Genomic DNA, 18,060 nt, shown 5'->3' with positions numbered 1-18,060 from the left:
TCCTAGCGGCCGGCCGCAGCCTTGACGGCGCGATCGTAAAGCGCCTGGTCGAACAGACCGTCGGTCGAGGGCGCGCGCTGGAAATCGCCGAGCTCGACCTGATAGGCGAGCAGCGCCTCGGTCGCCACGCGGATTGCCCGGGGATCATTGACATAACTGACGGCGGGTGACGCCAGCGCACGGGCAATAGTGGCTTCCGCCACCAGTCCTCCGCCGAGCACGGCCAGCACATGCGGCGCGGCCCTGGCCGGGTCCTTGGCGACGATCTCGGTCGCCTGGACAAACAGGCCGACGAAACGTTCGGCGGCTTGCGCCTGGCTTTTCAGGAACGCGCCTGATGCCGCGACCACCACGCCCGGGATATTGGGAAACATGCCGGGCGAGTTGACGATGCGCCGGATGCGCGGATCGCGTTCGGTGACCAGCGTCGCCGAGGGTTCCAGCAGCGTGCCGCCATCAATGGCGCCGGCGAGCATGGCTTGCTGCACCACCTCGATGCCCATATTGGCGATCTCGACATCGGCGCGGTCGACCTTGCCGACCTTCCACAGCCAGTGATGCAGCGCCACCGTCGGCACGCCGCCGGGCGGCAAGGTGCCGAGCTTGGCCTTGCGGCCCTGGGCTGACCGAAAGGCCGCGAAGGCCTTGGCCGGATCACCGCCGTGATCGGCGAAGGCCTTGGCAAGCACCGGGCCCGCGGCAAAGGCGGAACCGCCGGTCGCCGCCGCCGAGATCACCAGGGTCTCGAAACCGCGGGAGCGGGCGACCGCCACCGGCGCCACGCCGATCACCAGGATGTCGATCGTGCCGGAGGCGAAGGCCTGAATGGCATTCGGCCCGGAATCGAACTTGCTGAGCGTCAGGTTGAGCCCGGCGGCGCGCGCCGAGCCGTCGCCGGCGAGCACGAAGAGGGCGCTCGCGCCGATGACCGGCACGAAGCCGACGCGGACGGCAAGCGCGCTCTGGGCGGCAAGCGGCGGCGCGCCGAGGCCCAAAGCGCCGGCGGACGCCGCCAGAAAGGTCCTGCGATCGAACATGATCATCCCCGGAAGGTCATCCCGGGCCTGCATATCATCTTGCGCCGGGTCACGCTGCGGCGACGCCGGCCTGCTCCGCTCGCCGGGCGGTGAGCTCGCGGGTCAGCGGGATCAGCGCGCGGCCATAGTCGACGGCATCGGCATAGGGCTCGAAGCCGCGGATCAGGAAGGTGGTGACGCCGAGATCGTAATAGTCGACGAGGGCATCGGCGACCTGTTCGGGCGTGCCGACCAGCGAGGTGGAATTGCCGCGCGCGCCGGTGAGCGCCGCGATGCCGGTCCACAGCCGCTTGTCGAGGCGTGAGCCCTTGGCGGCGGCCTCCAGCAAGCGCAGCGAGCCGGAATTGACCGGCTCCTTCGAACGGGTGAAGCCGGTCTTGTCGGCCAGCGCGCGGGCGCGCTCGAGGATTTCGTCGGCGCGTTTCCAGGCCTGCTCCTCGGTGTCGGCGAGGATCGGCCGGAGCGACAGGCTGAAACGCGGCTTGCGGCCGTGCTGGGCAGCCGCGGCGCGGACCCGGCCGGTCAGCTCGCGCACCTGGTCATGGGTTTCGCCCCACAAGGCGTAGATATCGGCATATTGGCCAGCGACCGGGATCGCCGCGTCCGAGGCGCCGCCGAAATAGATCGGGATATGCGGCTTCTGCACCGGCTTCACCGTCGAGAAGGCGCGCTCGAAACGATAGAACCGGCCGTCATGGTCGAACGGCTGATCGCTGGTCCAGACCCGGCGCACCACGTCGAGATATTCGCCGGTGCGGGCATAACGCTCGTCCTTGGTGAGGAAGTCGCCATCCTGGCGTTGCTCGGCATCGTCGCCGCCGGTGATGATGTGCACGGCAACCCGGCCGCCGGTGAACTGGTCGAGGGTGGCGAACTGACGGGCGGCGAGCGTCGGCTGGGTGAAGCCCGGGCGGTGCGCGATCATCAGGCCGAGCTTTGATGTCACCGAGGCGGCGTGCGAGGCGACCAGGATGCTCTCCGGCGAGGTCGAGTGGAAGGCGACCAGCGCCCGGTCGAAGCCCGAAGCCTCATGGGCGCGGGCAACCGTCTCGACATGATCGATATCGATCACCGGACCGCTCGCCGGGATGATCTCGGAACTCTCGCGGGTCGAGATGTAGCCGATGAATTCGATGGTCATGAGCTGTCCGTCCTCATCAAAGGGCGCCGTCCGAGGCGCATTCATCACATGATGACGCGGGACAGCCGGAGAGTGCTTTCGAATATCGGAGGCGTGAGAGAACGAAACCGATGGGCTGCAAGGCAGCCACGCTGAAATGTTTCTCCGTTGCCCAAACGGCCTGTCACCGCCAGGATGGAACCGGTCTAATCAATGCCGACGGAGGGCATGGTGCCTCGGAAGAGGCGGAACGCCGGCCGATCAAAAAGGGCAGTGCAGGGGAGGCTGGAGGGCATGGTCGACAGGCGCGAGCCGGTGGATGTCGTGGTCGTCGGGGCGGGTTTTGGCGGTGCGGCCTTCGCCTGGCGCCTGTCCCAGCAGCGGCCCGGGCTGAAGATCGTGGTGCTCGATCGCGGCGGGCCGGCCGACTATGCCGCCATGCCGATGCAGACCGCCGGCTGGCAGCGGGCTTTCCTGGGCCCCTGGGCGCCGTCACCCAATATGCGGCTCGCCGCAGGCGCGGTCTCGCCATCCGCCGACTATCCGATCGACGACAGCAATTCGGCCTTCAAGCCGCTGATGTGGAACGGTTTCGGCGGCTCAACCGTCAATTGGGCGGCGCATTTTCCGCGCTTGCATCCGTCCGACTTCCGCACCCGTTCGCTCGACGGCGTCGGCGACGACTGGCCGTTCAGTTATGCCGACCTCGAGCCCTATTACGATCTGAACGACGAACGCATGGGCGTCGCGGGGCTGGCCGGCGATCCGGCCTATCCACCGAAGCCCGAGCGCGCCATGCCGCCGGTCGCGCCCGGCCGGATGGGCAATCTCGCCGCCAAAGCCTTCGACAAGCTCGGCTGGCACTGGTGGCCGGTCGATGCGGCGATCAACACACGGCCCCATGCCGGTCGTCCGGCCTGCAATCATTGCGGTCCCTGCCTGACCGGCTGCACCACCTTGGCCAAGGCCTCGGTCGACCAGACCTATCTCGCCGACGCGGTGCGTTCCGGCGTCGAATTGCGCGGCCATGCCGTGGTGTTCCAGGTCGAGATGGCTGCGGGGCGGGCGACCGGCGTGCGCTACCGCGACGGCGCGGGCACCGAGGTGGCCCAGCCGGCCGCCGCCGTCGTCGTCGCCGGCAACGGCATCGGCACGGCGCGCCTGCTGCTCGCCTCCGGCTTGTCGTCGCCGGCGCTCGGGCACAACCTGATGTTCCATGGCGGCGCCTATGTCCGCGGGCTGTTCCGCGAGGAACTGGACGGGCCGGTCGGCCCCGGCGGCTGCGCGATCTACAGCCACCAGTTCTACGAGACCGATCTCAGCCGCGGCTTCACCCGTGGGGTCCACCTGCAGGTGACCCGCGAGAACCCGCTGATGACCCAGGCGTCGCGGTTGCCGACGCCCTGGGGCGCCGAATCACAGGCGCTGGTGCGCGACGAGTTCAAACGTTCGATGGCCGTGCTGGTGCTCAACGAGGACCTGCCCGAGGCCCATAACCGGGTGACGCTGACCGACCGGATCGAGGCCGACGGCCTGCCGGGGGTGAAGCTCGACTACACCGTCTCCGCGCATACCCGTAAAGCGCTCGATTTCGGCCTCGACCGCGCCGAGGAGATCCTGCAGGCGGCCGGCGCTGTGGCAACCGTCCGGGTCGACCTTGCCCCCTATACCGGCTGGCACCTGCTCGGCACGGCGCGCATGGGTGTGGATCCCGCGACCTCGGTGACCGATGGCAGCGGCCGTTGCCATGCTGTCGCCAATCTCATCATGGCTGATGGCAGCCTGTTTCCAACTGTTGGCGCGGTGAATCCCGGCTCGACCATCGGAGCTCTGGCGTTGCGCATCGCCGACGATCTCGCGAGGGACATGGCATGACCGAGACCTTTTCCGACAGCTTTCTCGATGCGGTCATCGACACCGTGCTGCCGGGCGAGGTGCATTCGGCGCTGGGGCCGCCCTTGCCCTCGGCGAGCGCGGCGGGCCTTGCCGGGCGGCGTTACGGCAGCCGGCATGCGGCGGTTCTGACCGCCATTGCGCAGGAAGCGGCGAAAAGCCAGGCCGTGAAGAGCCAGGCCGCGAGCGACGGCCTGGCGGCCGCCGGACCGGAGCAGCGCCGGCTGATCCTCGCCGCCGTCGAGCAGGTCATGTTCGAACCGTTCCGGGCGCTGGTCCAGGACATCGTCGCCGATTATCACGACCAGCCAGCCGTGCTCGTCGCTTATGGCTGGCGCGTCGAGCCGCCGCAGCCGCACGGCCACCGGATCGCGGCCGCCGACGCGGAAACCCTGGCACGCCTCGAACGGGTCAAGGCGCGCGGTCCGTTGTGGCGGGCCGCATCATGACCCCGTCGGCTTTCCCTCGCTTCCGCCCCTTCGAGCTGGATGTCGGCGAAGCGCGCATTGCCGGCGTCGTCGGCGGCGACGGCCCGCCGGTGCTGCTGCTCCACGGCTATCCGCAGACGAGCCTCGCCTGGCGCCATATCGCGCCGGTGCTGGCGCAATATCACACCGTGGTGGCGACCGACCTGCGCGGTTATGGCGACAGCACCGGTCCGGTCGGCACCTCGGCCGAGGCCTATTCCAAACGGGTCATGGCCCAGGACCAGATTGCCGTGATGGCCCATCTCGGCTTCAGCCGGTTTGCGGTCGTCGGCCACGACCGGGGGGCCCGCGTCGGCTACCGCATGGCGCTGGACGCGCCGCAGGCGGTGTCGGCCTTCGCGTCGCTCACCGTCATCCCGACCGCCGACATGTGGCGGCGTGCCGACCGCAGCTTCGGGCTTGCGGCCTATCACTGGTTCCTGCTGGCCCAGCCCTACGACTTCCCGGAACGGCTGATCGGTGCCGACCCGGACTATTTCATCGACACGACGCTCGAGCGCATGGCGCTGGTGCCGCAAGCCTTCGGCGATGCCCTGGACGCCTATCGCCAGGCGTTCCGCAAGCCGGAGGTTCGCCATGCCATGTGCCAGGACTATCGGGCCGGCGCCACCGTCGACCTGAGCCACGACCAGATCGATCTCAGCGACGGCCGCAAGCTGCGCTGCCCGGTCCTGGTGCTCTGGCCGGAACACAAGGCGCCCGCCATCCCGCCGCTCGACAGCTGGCGGCCCTGGGTCGGCGCGCCGGTCTTCGGCCGGGCGCTGCCGGGCTGCGGCCATCTCCTGCCGGAAGAGGCGCCGGATGCGGTTCTGGCCGAGCTCACGCCGTTCCTGAGCGAAACGAACTAGTAGGGCGCTCGGCATCAAGACATTGCCGGCGGCAGAAGTGCCGCCGCCGGCAATGTCGGTCATCCGAGACGAAGCCAAGCGGCGCAACGCCGATGCCTGATCAAAATACGCCCAGTTGTTCGAGCATCGCCCTGCCGATGACGACCCGCTTGGCGGCATCCTGGGGGGAGGGCATGTCGATGTTCAAAGAGAACGCCGTGACCTTGCCGCCTTGGTCGACCCAGCCGGTCCACCAGCCGAGTTGTGGATTGCTGGAGAACCTCCAGCCCGTCTTCCCATAGAGGGTTCGTCCGTCCTTGCTTTCAAGCTTGAGGATGTCGCGGACGATCGACTGGGAGCGCGACGACAGAGGCAGATTTTGCTGGCCGACACGCGCGGCGAAACGCGCCTGTTCGACGGCACTGATCTCCAGCGGGCCATCGAGCCAGAAGGTTTCGAGCGCGGTCCCCGTCTGCCGGTTGCCATAGCCCAGGCGGTCGAGCCAAAAGTGATAGCGCTCCAGCCCGATGCGGCGCGCGAGCTCTTGATAGACCGGCACATTCGAGGCGGTGATGGCCTCGCGCATGGGCATGTCTTTTTCCCATGCCTTGAAGGGTTGCGGCTTGCCGCCATAGGGGATGATCTCGTTTTCGTCCGCCACCACGCCGGTTTCCAGAGCGATGAGGCTGTTGGCGATCTTGAAGGACGAGGCCGGCACATAGCGGGTCATTGCCCGTGCCGCATTGACCAGCGTCAGGCGATCGGTCGAAACGTCGTAAAGCGCGAAGGTGCCGACAGCGCCTCGGCTCTGAAACTGCGCGACCAGGTCGTCGCGCTCGACGGTCCGGGGCGTGCCGGCCCGGCTGCCGGCCATGCCAAGGCCCAAGGCGCAGCCGCCGGCGGCGCCCAGGAAAGATCGTCTTGTCCAATGCTTGTACTCGACGCGAAAGACCATGGAATCCTCGTTGTTGCTGCGATGCGACGGCACCAGGCTCCAGACCTGACTGGGTGCCTAAATGTCTTGCCATCGACGACGAGCCCATACCTAAATGGATGGCAAAGGGGCGACAAACGCCAAATTCTTGGATTAAGCCATATAAAAATTAGGGTCTCCGTCGTCATGTCTCATCTCCCTCTCAACGGTCTCAAGGCGTTCGAAGCGGCCGCGCGACACCTGAGTTTCACCAAGGCGGGGATGGAGCTGCGGGTCAGCCAGGCGGCCGTCAGCCATCAGGTGAAAAACCTCGAGGATCGCCTGGGCACGCAGTTGTTCCACCGGCTTCCGCGGGGGCTTGCCCTCACTGACGAAGGACTGGCCTTGCTGCCGGTGATCGCCGAATCCTTCAGCCGGATGCGCGTGACGATCGACCAGTTCGAGAAGGGACAGTTCCGCAGCATCGTCACGGTCGGCGCCGTCGGAACCTTCGCAACCGGCTGGCTGTTGCAGCGGCTGCCCGGTTTCCACGATACCAATCCCTTCATCGACCTTCGGCTCAGGACCAACAACAATCTGGTCGATATTGCCGGCGAGGGCCTGGACTATGCGATCCGTTACGGCGACGGCTTCTGGCACGCCACCGAAGCCGTCCCCCTGCTGGCCGCTCCGCTTTCGCCTGTCTGCTCGCCGGCCATTGCGGAGCGTCTGCTGAGCCCGGCGGATCTTAGAAACGAAACGCTGCTGCGCTCCTACCGTATGGACGAGTGGATTCAGTGGTTCGCCGCCGCCGGCATTCCTTGCCCGACGATCAAGGGCGCCATTTTCGATTCGTCGCTAACGATGGCCGCTGCCGCCGCTCAGGGAGCAGGTATCGCGCTGTTGCCGGTGGCGATGTTCGAGCGTGAGATCTCTCAAGGGCGCCTCGTTTGCCCGTTCGACATCGATGTCCAGATCGGACGGTATTGGCTCACGAGCCTGAACTCGAAACGAAAGACGGATGCCATGCGCGCCTTCCAGGCGTGGCTGTTGCGTTGCATCGACGCCTGATCAAGTTCCGCATGACGGGCGGAGGTGGCTTCAATGCCGTGACGTGTTGCTCGCCACACGACTGCGTGATGCCGGTAACGCCGGCCAGCGCCCCCGCGAACAGGGATCGTGAGCCGGCGTGAGCACCACGGTGCCCGTTGATCGGCCGATCCGATAGCGGGAGCCAGCGCATGATCGTCGATCGCTACCAGGGCGCCCATACGGCCGAGAGCGCCGCGATCCGGCATTTCGAGGTCGCGGTCCGGGCCGTGGCCGCCCATCGGGCGGATGCCGCGACGGCGCTGACCGACGCCCTGGCCATCGATCCCGACATGATCGCCGCCCATGCGTTGCGTGGCTTTTCGGCGGTCATGCTGGCGCGCGACAGCCATGCCGCGACCGCGGCGGAAGCGCTTGGCCGCGCCCGACTGGCCGCCCGGACGCGGGACGCGACTCCAGGCGAAAGAGCGCTGGTCGAGGCGCTCGGCCATGCCGTCCTTGGACGCCATCGTGCGGCCGCGGCCCGGCTGGAAGCCCATCTCGACGAAACACCACGTGATCTCCTGGCCTTCAAGCTGTCCCATGCGCTGCGTTTCATGGGTGGCGACCGGGCCGGCATGCTGGCGACTTCGACCCGCCTGGAGCGGCATTGGAGCGCCGCGACGCCGGGTTTCGGCTTCTTTCTCGGCTGCCATGCCTTCGGCGTCGAGGAGACTGGCGATTTTGCCACCGCCGAACGGCTCGGCCGCCGCGCGGTGGACATCGAGCCCGACGATGCCTGGGGCATTCACGCGGTCTCGCATGTCCACGAAATGTCGGGGCGGACCGGCGAGGGCGTCGCCTGGCTGGAATCATGCCGGGCGACCTGGTCCGGCTGCAGCAATTTTGCCTTCCACGTCGCCTGGCATCTCGGCCTGTTTCACCTTGAGGCCGGGCGCCTCGATGCCGCGCTCGATCTCTACGACCGGGAAATCCGGCCGACCGCCAGCGAGGAGTTCCGCGACATGGCCAATGCCGTCTCGTTCCTGTGGCGGTTGCGCCAGCACGGCGTCGACGCCGGCGGCCGCTGGTGCGAGCTTGCCGCGATCGCGCACCGGCACCGCCGCGACACGTCCCTGGTCTTTGCCTCACTGCATTATCTGCTGGCTTTGCTGGCAGCCGGCGACCGGCAAGGCGCGAACGACGTCGCGCTGGCGCTCGGCGGCAGGGCCGGCAAGGCCGATGGCGACCAGTCGGCCGTCGCGGCGCGGATCGGCGCGGATCTCGCGCAGGTCCTGGTCGGTTTCGGCGGTTCTGACCGCACCGATCTTTCGATCCTCGTTCAGCGCCTGCCCGAGATCGGCGGCAGCAACGCCCAACGCGACCTGTTCCTGCGTTCGCTGGCGCTGATCGCGGCTGATCGCGGCGCTGCGCTGGCGATGCATAACATCGTCCAGGCCCGCCAGCGTTTACAGCGGGAGGATCGTTTCGGGCGCCTCGCCGCGGCCCGGCTCGACGCGGCGCTCGGCGCCCGGAGCCTGGAGTCCCGGACCTTGGAGTTTCGGGTCGCCTGACAGGTCAGCGGCTGGCCGGCCGGCTGATGTCCAGCGGTACGCAATTGCGATGGCCGGCCTCCATGCAGGCCAGGATCCGCGATGACGTCCTCAGTTCGTCGAAAACGAAATAGGTGGTGACACCGACAATGATGACAACGATGGCGGCGGCGATGTTCTGGCGGTTCCGGACGCGCTCATCCCACTTGTTGAAGCCGTCGGGGGCTGGATGATCGGCCGGCCGCGTGGCATCCGCCCAGGTCTGCCAGCTCGGCCCCCGCGGCTTGTCGGACCTGGTTCCCTCGTCCTGGTTCATGACGCGTCACCCTTGCCGATGCCCTGACGCCAGCCGCGCGACAAGGTCGCCTCCGCGGCTGGATCGCCATTGTACCAGCGTTCGGCTGCCGCGTCCTCAGCCGGGGGTCGATGGCGGCGGCCTGGCCGGCTTAAGGCCTCCGTGGCACCGCTGTCGCTTGCCCGACATTGCTTCCGGCGGCGCGCCGCCTGATGATTGCCCTGAAGCAGAATCGGCTCAACACGCTGTTCGGGACACCGCATGATCGCCAAGCTCACCGCCGCGGCGCTGCTTCTGATCACCGGTGCCCTGCACCTCTACCAATACGTCCTGTCGCCGCCGACCTTGCCGGTCCTGGTGACCGTGCTGTTCGGCGCCGTCTATGTCGTGCTGGCGCTGGTCGTCCCCTTCGGCGGCCGTCGCGGGTTGATCACCGCCCAAATCGTCACCGCCATTGGCGGCTTCATGGCGATCGCCAGCGTGGTCCAGGACCAGCAGCCGCTGACCGTCTGGATCGCCATCTTCGTGGCGTTCGATCTGGCGGTCATCTGGTTCTGCGCCTGGGCCAAGGCGGAGCTGGCCGCGCGCTGACCCGTCCGTTCAAGGATTGGCCAGCAATTGCCGGTATTTGGCGATCTCGGCGGGAACCAGTTGGGCAACGAATGCCGGCGCAAGCTCGTCCGGGCCAGGGGTCGTCGAGGCGAGTTCGGCGAAGCGCTTCTGCAAGGCTTCGCTCGCGACCGCCTGACGGATCGCGGCATTCAGCCGCTGGATGACCGCCTCCGGCGTGCCTTTGGGCGCGAACAGCGCGTTCCAGCCCTGGGCCTGGAAGGCCGGCAATCCCGCTTCGGTGGAAGTCGGAACGTCGGGCAGACCGGCGAGCCGGGTCGGAGCGGCCACCGCGAGCGCCCGCACTTCGCCGGCGAGCACGTTCGAGGCAAGCGAGGTCGCGGCGTCGCAGACGCCGTCGATCTGGCCGGCGAGCAGGTCATAAAGCGCCGGTGCGGCACCGCGGTAGCTGACCAGCGTGATCTCGACCTTGGCGGCGTGGATGAAGTTGCGGCAGATCAGATAGTTGGACGAGCCGACGCCGGCATGGCCAAGCGTCACACGGCCGGGATTGGCCCGGGCGAAGGCGATGAATTCGGCAAGCGTGCGCGCCGGATGGGCCTTCTTGATCGCCAGCAGTGGCGAGGTCTTGGCCACCAGGCCGATCGGCGCGAAGGCGTCAGGGGTATATTTGAGCTCGGGATAGATCGAATAGGCGGCGGCATTGGTGCCGGTATTGCCGATCGCGATGGTATAGCCGTCCGGCTCGGCGCGCGCCGCGCGTGCCAGCGCCAGGGTGCCGCCGGCGCCGCCGGCATTCTCGGTGATGATCCGCTGGCCGAGCACCCGGCTCATCTCCTCGGCGACCACGCGGGCGATCACATCCGAGGTGCCGCCGGCGGCAAACGGCACGATCATCGTGATGGGTCTGGTCGGATAGGCCTCCTGGCCGTGGGCGGCGAGGCTGGCGGTCATCAGCGCGACGAGTGCGGCAAGAAAACGGGGCATCAGGCCTCTCCTCCCGGTCGATCATGCCGGCGCATGACCGCCTTGCCCAAGGATTGGCATTGCCGGCTCCGCTCCGACAGATCGGTTTATCGCCTATGCCGGGTGCCCGAAGGTTGAGAAATCCGGGCCGCGATCCGGCCCGCCCTCCCCAAGCTCTTGACCGCGCCGACTGGCGCTCGACGGCGTGTCATGTCATCAGGAACGTCCCGCAACGCGCCATTGGTCCATGTCCGAGCCCATCCGCACCAGACGCGTCTATCTTCTGACCGGTTACGAGCCCCTCGAGCCGGCCGCCCATCACCACCGTTTCGATCGCGAGATCAAACGGTTCGAGAAGACGTGGTCGGTCCGCGCGAGCGTTGGGCCGATGACGGTGCATGCCGACCGCCCGGTCGCCTCCTGGGCGGTTGCGGTCGAAGGGCCGGATTGGCGGACCACGACCGATGTCAGGCTGTTGCGTTGGGACGACGTCATCGCCGAGGATGTCGCGCGCCCGATGTGGCAGCGGCTGGTGCTTTATGGCCGGGCAACGGCGGATCTGTTCTTCACCGGCACATTCTTCCGTTATGTCGGGGCCTATTGGCGTTATTCGCTGTTCGCCGGCTATCCGGCCGTGCTTCTGCTGGCGTTCACCGCGCTGTCGCTCAGTTTCGCCGGGCTCTGGAAGCAACTTGGCGGTCCCTATCCGGCGATCGCCATGCCGGTGCTGGCCATCGGGCTGTTCCTGACGCTGATGCGCGTGCCCGGCCGGCGCTTTCATATGGACTACATGCTGAACGACTGGATCTTCGCCCGCGACATGATCCGACGGACCCGGCCGTCGATCGAACGGCGCGCCGCGGATTTCGCCCGTGAGATCGCCAGCGGCGTGAAGGCGGGCGATGTCGACGAGGTGGTCATCATCGCGCACAGCCTGGGCGCTGCCTGGATGGTCGAAAGTGTCGCGCTGGCACTCGCAAACGAGCCGGACTTTGCCAAGGGCAAGGTGCCGCTCGGCCTCGCCGGCGTCGGCTCGTCGACCCTCAAGATCGCGCTTCATCCGGCCGCCGGCTGGATCCGCGACGCGGTCAAGCGCGTCGCCGATGCGGCGGAGATCACCTGGGCCGAATATGACAGCCATGTCGACTTCATCTGCTTCTACAAGCGCAATACGGTCGACGCGTTGAAGCTCGACACCGCGACCCGGCCGGTCAGCCATTCCATCCGCCTGTCGCGCATGCTCTCGGCCGAGACCTGGGGCCGGTTTCGCGGCAACCTGCTGAGGGTCCACCGGCAATATGTGATGGGCAACGAGCAGCGCTACCGCTACGACTTCCACATGATCGCCTGCGGACCGTTCCGGTTCGCTCACATCGTCCACGACGGCGAGGCCCTGCCGGATGCGCTCGGGCCCGACGGTTCGCTCGGCCGCGCCGCGCGGCCCGTCACTGCCGCAACCATGAAGACCGCAGCCCCATGATCCGTCTCGTTGCTCAGATCATCTTCCTGGCCGGTGTGATCGGCTGGGGAGCGATCCGGATTCCGCATGAAATCAAGAACAAGCGCCGGAACCGCATCGACGTCAGCGCCGTCGATTTGCGCGAAAGGGTCTTGCTGCTGATCTCGCTATGCGGGCTCGGCATCGTGCCGATCGCCTATTGCCTGTTCGCCTCAAAGGGCTTTCTGCGCTTCGCCGATTATCCGTTCTCGCCGCTGCAGGCCTGGCTCGGGACGCTGGTCTTCGTTGCGGCGCTGGCGCTGTTCCTGGCAACCCACCGCCAGCTCGGCCGCAACTGGTCGCAGACATTGGAACTGCGCGAGGACCATACGCTGGTGACCCATGGGGTCTACCGGCTGGTTCGTCATCCCATGTACAGCGCCTTCTTCCTGTGGGGCCTGGGGCAGGTCCTGCTGCTGCAGAACTGGATCGCCGGACCGGCGGGTCTGATCGGATTCGGGCTTCTCTACGCATTCCGGGTCGGGCGTGAGGAGGCCATGATGCGTGCCGCCTTCGGGCAACAATATGCCGATTACATGAACCGGACGAAACGCGTGATCCCGTTCATTCATTGACAGGGACGGGCCTGCTATCGTCCATTGCCCGGGGCAGAGAGCAAGGACTGGAATTCTTGCTTGGGGGACGGCCGGTCCGGCCCCGATACAGTGAAGTGGTTTGGCATGGGTCTGTTTTTGCGTATCGGCTCGCTGCCCGTCCTGTTGATCGGACTGGCACTTGGCGGCTGCCAAATGTCGAGCCTTGCCGGCCTCGACGCGGCTTTCGCGCCACGTGATTTCGCGCGGCGCTCGGAACCCCCGGCACGCCAGCCTGCCCAGTCGAGCGCGCCCAGGATCTACCTGATCCGTGGCCTCGCCCAGACCGTCTCGGAAGGCGTCGATCACCTGGCGGTCAAGCTGAACCGGCTCGGCTATCGGGCGAGCGTCCATGCTTTTGGCGACTGGCGGCAGATCGTCGAGCAGATCGCCGCCGACCAGAGCGCATCCGGCGGCCGCCAGAAGGCGGTCCTCGTCGGCCATTCGCTCGGCGCGAACTCGACCATCGAGGCAGCCAACGCGCTGGCCGCCCGCGGCGCCAGCGCCCAGCTCGCCGTGACCTTCGATCCGACCCAGGATCTGACGGTCACCGGCGGTGCCCCGCATTTCATCAATTTCTACCAATCCAACAATGGCTGGGGTCGCCGGGTTCAGGCGGCGCCCGGCTTGGAGGACCTGGTCGAGAATGTCGATCTCGCGGCCATGGCGCATCTGACCCATTTCACGCTTGATCGGGATGCCCAGGTGCATCAACGTGTTATCAGCTGGATCCGGCGTTCGGTGGGTGAAGGCGACCGCAATCTCGCACGCGCCAATCGGGTCCGTCCGGAACGCTGAAGCGACTGCAGGGTTGGGCCGAACCCGGCATGAATGTCATGTTGCTTCCGCAACGCGAGGCATTCGAGCAACACCCGGCGACCAGATGTCACCGCGGTCACGGCCGGAGGCCGATCTTCCATTGACAGGCCCGGGAGCGGGCAATTGACTTCGCATTAACCATGCTGAGGCAGGGTGAGCCGAAGGACTCGCCTTGACCGGGGTCCGTGCATTTGACTGGGATTTCCAAGGTGAGGTTGAACATGCGCATGTCGTCGCGGTCCGGCGTTCTCGGTGTTCTCATAGCGGCTCTGGCTCTGGCCGGCTGTCAGGCGACGGCCCAGACCGGTGCCGACGGCAGCGCCGTCCAGATGGCACGCGATGCCGGCCAGGGCACGCCGCGCCTCGCCGTGCCGAACGGCCGCGTCCAGCAGATCCAGCCGCATATCTACCTGATCCGGGGACTCGCCAACGTCTTTTCGCAAGGCATGGACGATCTCGGCGCCAAGTTGACCCAGCGCGGCTATTTGGCGACCGTCCACGAATATGGCGACTGGGGTTCGATCGCCAATGAGATCCTGGCCAATCAGCGCGCCTCCGGCGGTCGCCATCAGGCCGTCATCATCGGCCATTCGCTGGGCGCCAATGTGGTCGCCGACATTGCCAATTTCCTGGCGCAGCAGGGTGGCTCGGTGGCGCTTGCCGTCGCTTTCGATCCGACCGCGGCACGGCAGCTGACCGGCGGGGCACGCCGCTTCGTCAATTTCTACCAGTCGAACAATGGCTGGGGCGAGCGGGTCACCGCCGACGCGCGCTATCGCGGCCGGCTCGAGAATATCGACCTGCGCCAGTCGGGCAATGTGACCCATTTCAATATCGACAAGGATCCGCGCCTGCACGCCCAGGTGATCGGCTGGATCAGCCAGGCGGTCGGCGCGGGCACGCGCCGTCCGGCGCGCGTCGCACTGAGCGGCCGTCAATCCGCGGCGCGCTGATAGTCCTTGATATCGGAAAAGACGATGCCCGGCGCGCGCTCTTCCTCGTAGCGCAGCGAGAAGGCGCTGGAGGCCATGTAGACCGGCGCGCCGTCGAGGTCGCGCGCCATGGACGAGCCGTGATCGGCGATGAAGCTGTCGAGCTTCTGTTCGTCTGCCGAGGTGATCCAGCGGCAGACCTGAAACTGGCACGGGTCGAAATCGACGGGCAGTGAATATTCCGAGGCAAGCCGCTCCTTCAGCACGTCGAGCTGCAGGGCGCCGACCACGCCGACGATCGCCGGCGAGCCGTCATTGGGCACGAACAGCTGCACGACGCCTTCTTCGCCCATCTGCTGCAAGGCCTCGCGCAGCTTCTTCGCTTTCATCGCGTCCTTCAGCTTGACCCGGCGGAGCTGTTCCGGCGCGAAGCTTGGCACGCCCTTGAACACGATGTCCTCGCCCTCGGTCAGGGTATCGCCAATGCGCAGCGTGCCGTGGTTCGGAATGCCGACAATGTCGCCGGCATAAGCCTCCTCAGCCAATTGGCGATCCTTGGCGAAGAAGAATTGCGGCGCGTTCAGCGGCATCGGCTTGCCGGTCCGCACCAGCCTTGCCTTCATGCCACGGGTCAGCTTGCCCGAGCAGACCCTGAGGAAGGCGATCCGGTCGCGATGGTTGGGGTCCATGTTGGCCTGGATCTTGAACACGAAGCCCGACATGTTCTTCTCGTCGGCGGTGACGGTCCGGCCCTCGGCAACCTGCGCGCGCGGTGGCGGCGCAAAGGCGATCAACGCGTCGATCAGGTCGCGCACGCCGAAATTCCGCAAGGCCGAACCCCAGAACACCGGCGTCAGATGGCCTTCGCGGTAGGAGGTGAGATCGAACGGCTTGCAGCCGCCGATCGCCAGTTCCACCTGGTCGCGCCATTCGCCTGCACCCTTGGGCAGCAATTCGTCGAACAGGCCGGCCTCGGGGCCGTTGACCTTGGTCGGCTCGTCGTCGCGGTCGAGCCGGCGCACCTGCGAGCGGGCAATGTCATAGGTGCCGGCGAAATCCCGGCCCGAGCCGATCGGCCAGGTCATCGGCGTGGTGTCGATGGCCAGCGTCTTCTCGATCTCGTCCAGGAGGTCGAACGGGTCGCGCGCCTCGCGATCCATCTTGTTGATGAAGGTGACGGTCGGGATGTCGCGCAGCCGGCAGACCTCGAACAATTTGCGCGTCCGGGCCTCGATGCCCTTGGCGGCGTCGATCACCATGACGGCCGAGTCGACGGCGGTCAGCGTGCGATAGGTATCTTCGGAGAAGTCTTCGTGGCCGGGGGTATCCAGGAGATTGAAGACGCAGTCGCCATATTCGAAGGTCATCACCGAGGTGACCACCGAAATGCCGCGCGATCGCTCGATCGCCATCCAGTCCGACGAGGTCTGCCGGCGGCCCTGCTTGGCTTTCACCTCACCGGCGAGCTGGATGGCGCCGCCGAACAGCAGCAGCTTTTCGGTGAGCGTCGTCTTGCCCGCGTCAGGGTGCGAGATGATGGCGAAGGTGCGCCGGCGCGACGCCGGAGTGGGCGCAGCGGTCGAGGCCTGGGCGGTGGTCGGGATGGTGGTCATGGCGCGGGGTTTAGCGTTGCGCGCGGCGCAAGGTCAATCGGCAGCAGCATTCGGCCCCGTGCAATCAGCGGCCGGCCGGCCGTCGGACCGGCAAAAATCACCGGAGACAGGCACCTCGACCGGCTCTGTCCGATGGCTATAGTGACTGTTCCAGGGTCTTGGGGGAGAACCGAATGCGCCGTCTGATCAAAGTGTCTGTTGGCCTGGCTTTGCTGGGTTTCGCGGGGCAGGCTTCGGCCCAGACCTTGCCGCCCGGCCCGCCGGTGGCGATCCAGATGGTGACGCAGCTCTCGCCGTCGATCCCGCAATATACCCGGGTCGACATCCCGATGCTGCGCGAAGGCATACCGCAGCGCTCCAACGGGCGCATTTCGGTGACGCTGGCGAGCTGGCCCGAGCGCAATCTGAACGGTCCGGAGCTGTTGCGGGTGCTGCGCGCCGGTCAGATCGATCTCGCCGGCATCGCGCTGCCGACGGTCGCGGGTGACGTGCCGCTGCTCGACATCATCGACCTTGCCGGCCTGAATGCGTCGCATGAACAGGGCCGGCGTGTCGCCGAGGCCATGCTGCCGACACTCAACCAGGAGCTCGAACGCGTCGGCGTGCGCATCGTTGCCTTCTATCCCTTCCCGGCCCAGGTGCTGTTCTGCCGTGATCCGGTGACCAGCCTCGCCGATCTCAAGGGCCGGCGCGTGCGGACGCCGGGCGGCTCGCAGAACGATTTCATGCAGTCGATCGGCGCTCAGCCGGTGGCGATCGGCTTTCCCGAGGTCTATGCGGCGCTCGAGCGGGGCGTGGTCGATTGCGCGGTGACCGGAACCGCGACCGGCAATGGCGCGCGCTGGTACGAGGTGACCAAACATCTCTACACATTGCCGATCCAGTGGGGGACGGCGGCTTATGGGGTCAATCTCGCCTGGTGGAACCGGCTCGACCCGGCGGTGCGGCAGTTCCTGCAGGAGACCATGAACGATGTCGGCGAGGCGCAGTGGAAACTCGGCCTGGAAGCGACCGAGGACGGCGTGCAATGCAATGCCGGCATCGCCGCGGGCTGCAGGATCGGCCGGGTGGTCGAGAACCGGCCGATGACGGTGACGCGGGCGAGCCAGGCCGACATGGCGTTGCTGCGCCAGTCTTTGTCGACCGTCGTGCTGCCGGCCTTCGTCAAGCGCTGCGGCGAGCGTTGCGGCGAGGTCTATAACCGCATCGTGGCGCCGATCAGCGGTGTCAGGTACGAAGCGCGATGATCAAGCTGATCGATCCCAGGGATCACCGGACCGTGCCCTGGAAGAATGGCGGTGGCACGGCGACCGACTATGCGGTCGAACTCGCCGGTGACGGCGAGGTCGTCTGGCGCATCGGCACGGCCGAGATCCTCAAGGACGGGCCGTTCTCCGACTATGCCGGAGTGACACGGGTGTTCACCATCATCCATGGCCCGGGCGTCCATCTCGATTTCGAGGGCGAGGGGACACGGACGCTGCCGCGTGACCAGCCGACGCGCTTTGCCGGCGCGCCGGCGCCGTTCTCGCGGCTGCGCGGAGCGCCCGCCACGGCCTTCAACCTGCTGATGCGCGACGGCGCCGTGCAAGGCGACGTTGCGATCTGGCGGGGGCACGGGGAGCCCGAGGCGATCGCGGCAGCCGAGACGATCGCCGTCGTGGCGATCGAGGGCACCTGGTCGGTGACCGAAGGCGCCGAGACCGCGGCCCTGCCGCCGGGCTGGACGGCGCTCGTCGCGGGCGGGCAGCGTTGCACTGCCGCGGCTCCGGCCGGGGCCCGGGCCGCCATCGTCCGCTTGCGCCCGGCATGATCCGGGGGCGCCCCGCCGCGTCCGTTCCGAAGCTTGCAATCTCCTGACAATCGCAATTATTTGCGGGCTCGGAAACATTTGCCGCGGATTGTAATGCTTGA

The 18,060-nt window shown here is 67.0% G+C and carries 18 protein-coding genes; 12 read left to right on the top strand and 6 right to left on the bottom strand.

The features are described 5' to 3' along the window. Positions 1–2: 2 nt before the first annotated feature. Positions 3–1,037: an ABC transporter substrate-binding protein gene (locus tag E8M01_RS04525; protein ID WP_170181777.1), complete on the bottom strand. Its 1,035-nt coding sequence runs from the start codon at positions 1,035–1,037 to the stop codon at positions 3–5. 49 nt (positions 1,038–1,086) lie between these two features. Then, a complete protein-coding gene (locus E8M01_RS04520; RefSeq protein ID WP_136959023.1) occupies positions 1,087–2,178 on the bottom strand; it encodes an LLM class flavin-dependent oxidoreductase in 1,092 nt (363 codons plus the stop codon). A gap of 273 nt (positions 2,179–2,451) precedes the next feature. Here E8M01_RS04520 and E8M01_RS04515 point away from each other — a divergent pair, with 273 nt between their 5' ends. Genes E8M01_RS04515 through E8M01_RS04505 form a run of 3 tightly spaced genes read left to right on the top strand, consistent with a single transcriptional unit; the run spans position 2,452 to position 5,386 of the window. Further along, entirely contained in the window at positions 2,452–4,032 is a 1,581-nt protein-coding gene (locus E8M01_RS04515; RefSeq protein ID WP_170181776.1) for a GMC oxidoreductase, read from the top strand. Further along, positions 4,029–4,499 carry a hypothetical protein gene (locus E8M01_RS04510; RefSeq protein ID WP_136959021.1) on the top strand — a complete coding sequence of 157 codons (471 nt, stop codon included), beginning with the start codon at positions 4,029–4,031 and terminating at the stop codon, positions 4,497–4,499. Before E8M01_RS04515 ends, E8M01_RS04510 begins: the two co-directional genes overlap by 4 nt. Next, on the top strand, positions 4,496–5,386 hold the full coding sequence (locus E8M01_RS04505; protein ID WP_136959020.1) for an alpha/beta fold hydrolase: 891 nt from the start codon (positions 4,496–4,498) through the stop codon (positions 5,384–5,386). Before E8M01_RS04510 ends, E8M01_RS04505 begins: the two co-directional genes overlap by 4 nt. 100 nt (positions 5,387–5,486) lie before the next feature. Here the strand turns inward: E8M01_RS04505 and blaOXA are convergent, their stop codons facing one another. After that, a complete protein-coding gene (blaOXA, locus tag E8M01_RS04500) occupies positions 5,487–6,320 on the bottom strand; it encodes a class D beta-lactamase (protein ID WP_136959019.1) in 834 nt (277 codons plus the stop codon). Positions 6,321–6,485: 165 nt separating this feature from the next. On the opposite strand from blaOXA, the gene E8M01_RS04495 reads away from it, so the two are divergent. Both E8M01_RS04495 and E8M01_RS04490 read left to right on the top strand, forming a co-directional pair. After that, positions 6,486–7,349, top strand: a complete 864-nt coding sequence (locus E8M01_RS04495) for a LysR family transcriptional regulator (RefSeq protein ID WP_136959018.1) — start codon at positions 6,486–6,488, stop codon at positions 7,347–7,349. A 170-nt stretch (positions 7,350–7,519) separates the two neighbouring features. Further along, positions 7,520–8,881 (top strand): tetratricopeptide repeat protein, encoded by a 1,362-nt coding sequence (locus E8M01_RS04490; protein WP_136959017.1) that lies wholly within the window; start codon positions 7,520–7,522, stop codon positions 8,879–8,881. 4 nt (positions 8,882–8,885) lie between these two features. Here E8M01_RS04490 and E8M01_RS04485 read toward each other — a convergent pair whose 3' ends face one another. Continuing rightward, on the bottom strand, positions 8,886–9,176 hold the full coding sequence (locus E8M01_RS04485; RefSeq protein ID WP_136959016.1) for a hypothetical protein: 291 nt from the start codon (positions 9,174–9,176) through the stop codon (positions 8,886–8,888). A 240-nt stretch (positions 9,177–9,416) separates the two neighbouring features. On the opposite strand from E8M01_RS04485, the gene E8M01_RS04480 reads away from it, so the two are divergent. Next, entirely contained in the window at positions 9,417–9,746 is a 330-nt protein-coding gene (locus E8M01_RS04480; RefSeq protein WP_136959015.1) for a hypothetical protein, read from the top strand. A 9-nt stretch (positions 9,747–9,755) separates the two neighbouring features. Here the strand turns inward: E8M01_RS04480 and E8M01_RS04475 are convergent, their stop codons facing one another. Then, entirely contained in the window at positions 9,756–10,712 is a 957-nt protein-coding gene (locus E8M01_RS04475; RefSeq protein ID WP_136959014.1) for a tripartite tricarboxylate transporter substrate-binding protein, read from the bottom strand. 226 nt (positions 10,713–10,938) lie between these two features. Between E8M01_RS04475 and E8M01_RS04470 the strand changes: the two genes are divergently transcribed. From E8M01_RS04470 to E8M01_RS04455, 4 genes are all read left to right on the top strand, one after another. After that, positions 10,939–12,171 carry a hypothetical protein gene (locus E8M01_RS04470; RefSeq protein WP_136959013.1) on the top strand — a complete coding sequence of 411 codons (1,233 nt, stop codon included), beginning with the start codon at positions 10,939–10,941 and terminating at the stop codon, positions 12,169–12,171. Continuing rightward, positions 12,168–12,764, top strand: coding sequence for a protein-S-isoprenylcysteine O-methyltransferase (locus E8M01_RS04465; protein ID WP_136959012.1), 597 nt, complete (start codon positions 12,168–12,170; stop codon positions 12,762–12,764). Before E8M01_RS04470 ends, E8M01_RS04465 begins: the two co-directional genes overlap by 4 nt. 105 nt (positions 12,765–12,869) lie before the next feature. Next, positions 12,870–13,580, top strand: a complete 711-nt coding sequence (locus E8M01_RS04460) for a hypothetical protein (RefSeq protein WP_136959011.1) — start codon at positions 12,870–12,872, stop codon at positions 13,578–13,580. Positions 13,581–13,828: 248 nt separating this feature from the next. Then, the gene (locus tag E8M01_RS04455; RefSeq protein WP_136959010.1) at positions 13,829–14,554 is read left to right on the top strand and encodes a hypothetical protein; all 726 of its coding nucleotides are present in this window, start codon (positions 13,829–13,831) and stop codon (positions 14,552–14,554) included. On the opposite strand, the gene E8M01_RS04450 is transcribed toward E8M01_RS04455, so the two are convergent. Next, positions 14,536–16,146 (bottom strand): peptide chain release factor 3, encoded by a 1,611-nt coding sequence (locus E8M01_RS04450; protein ID WP_136959009.1) that lies wholly within the window; start codon positions 16,144–16,146, stop codon positions 14,536–14,538. The two genes, E8M01_RS04455 and E8M01_RS04450, sit on opposite strands and share 19 nt — an antisense overlap. Before the next feature lie 173 nt (positions 16,147–16,319). Here E8M01_RS04450 and E8M01_RS04445 point away from each other — a divergent pair, with 173 nt between their 5' ends. Beyond that, the gene (locus tag E8M01_RS04445; RefSeq protein ID WP_136959008.1) at positions 16,320–17,393 is read left to right on the top strand and encodes a TRAP transporter substrate-binding protein; all 1,074 of its coding nucleotides are present in this window, start codon (positions 16,320–16,322) and stop codon (positions 17,391–17,393) included. After that, positions 17,390–17,959 carry a HutD/Ves family protein gene (locus E8M01_RS04440; RefSeq protein WP_136959007.1) on the top strand — a complete coding sequence of 190 codons (570 nt, stop codon included), beginning with the start codon at positions 17,390–17,392 and terminating at the stop codon, positions 17,957–17,959. The genes E8M01_RS04445 and E8M01_RS04440 overlap by 4 nt, the downstream gene beginning before the upstream one ends. Positions 17,960–18,060 lie beyond the last annotated feature (101 nt).

This window comes from Phreatobacter stygius (genome assembly GCF_005144885.1).
GTDB classification, from domain to species: domain Bacteria; phylum Pseudomonadota; class Alphaproteobacteria; order Rhizobiales; family Phreatobacteraceae; genus Phreatobacter; species Phreatobacter stygius.
Note: the sequence above shows the minus strand (reverse complement) of the source record. Positions and strands in the feature narration are given on the sequence as shown.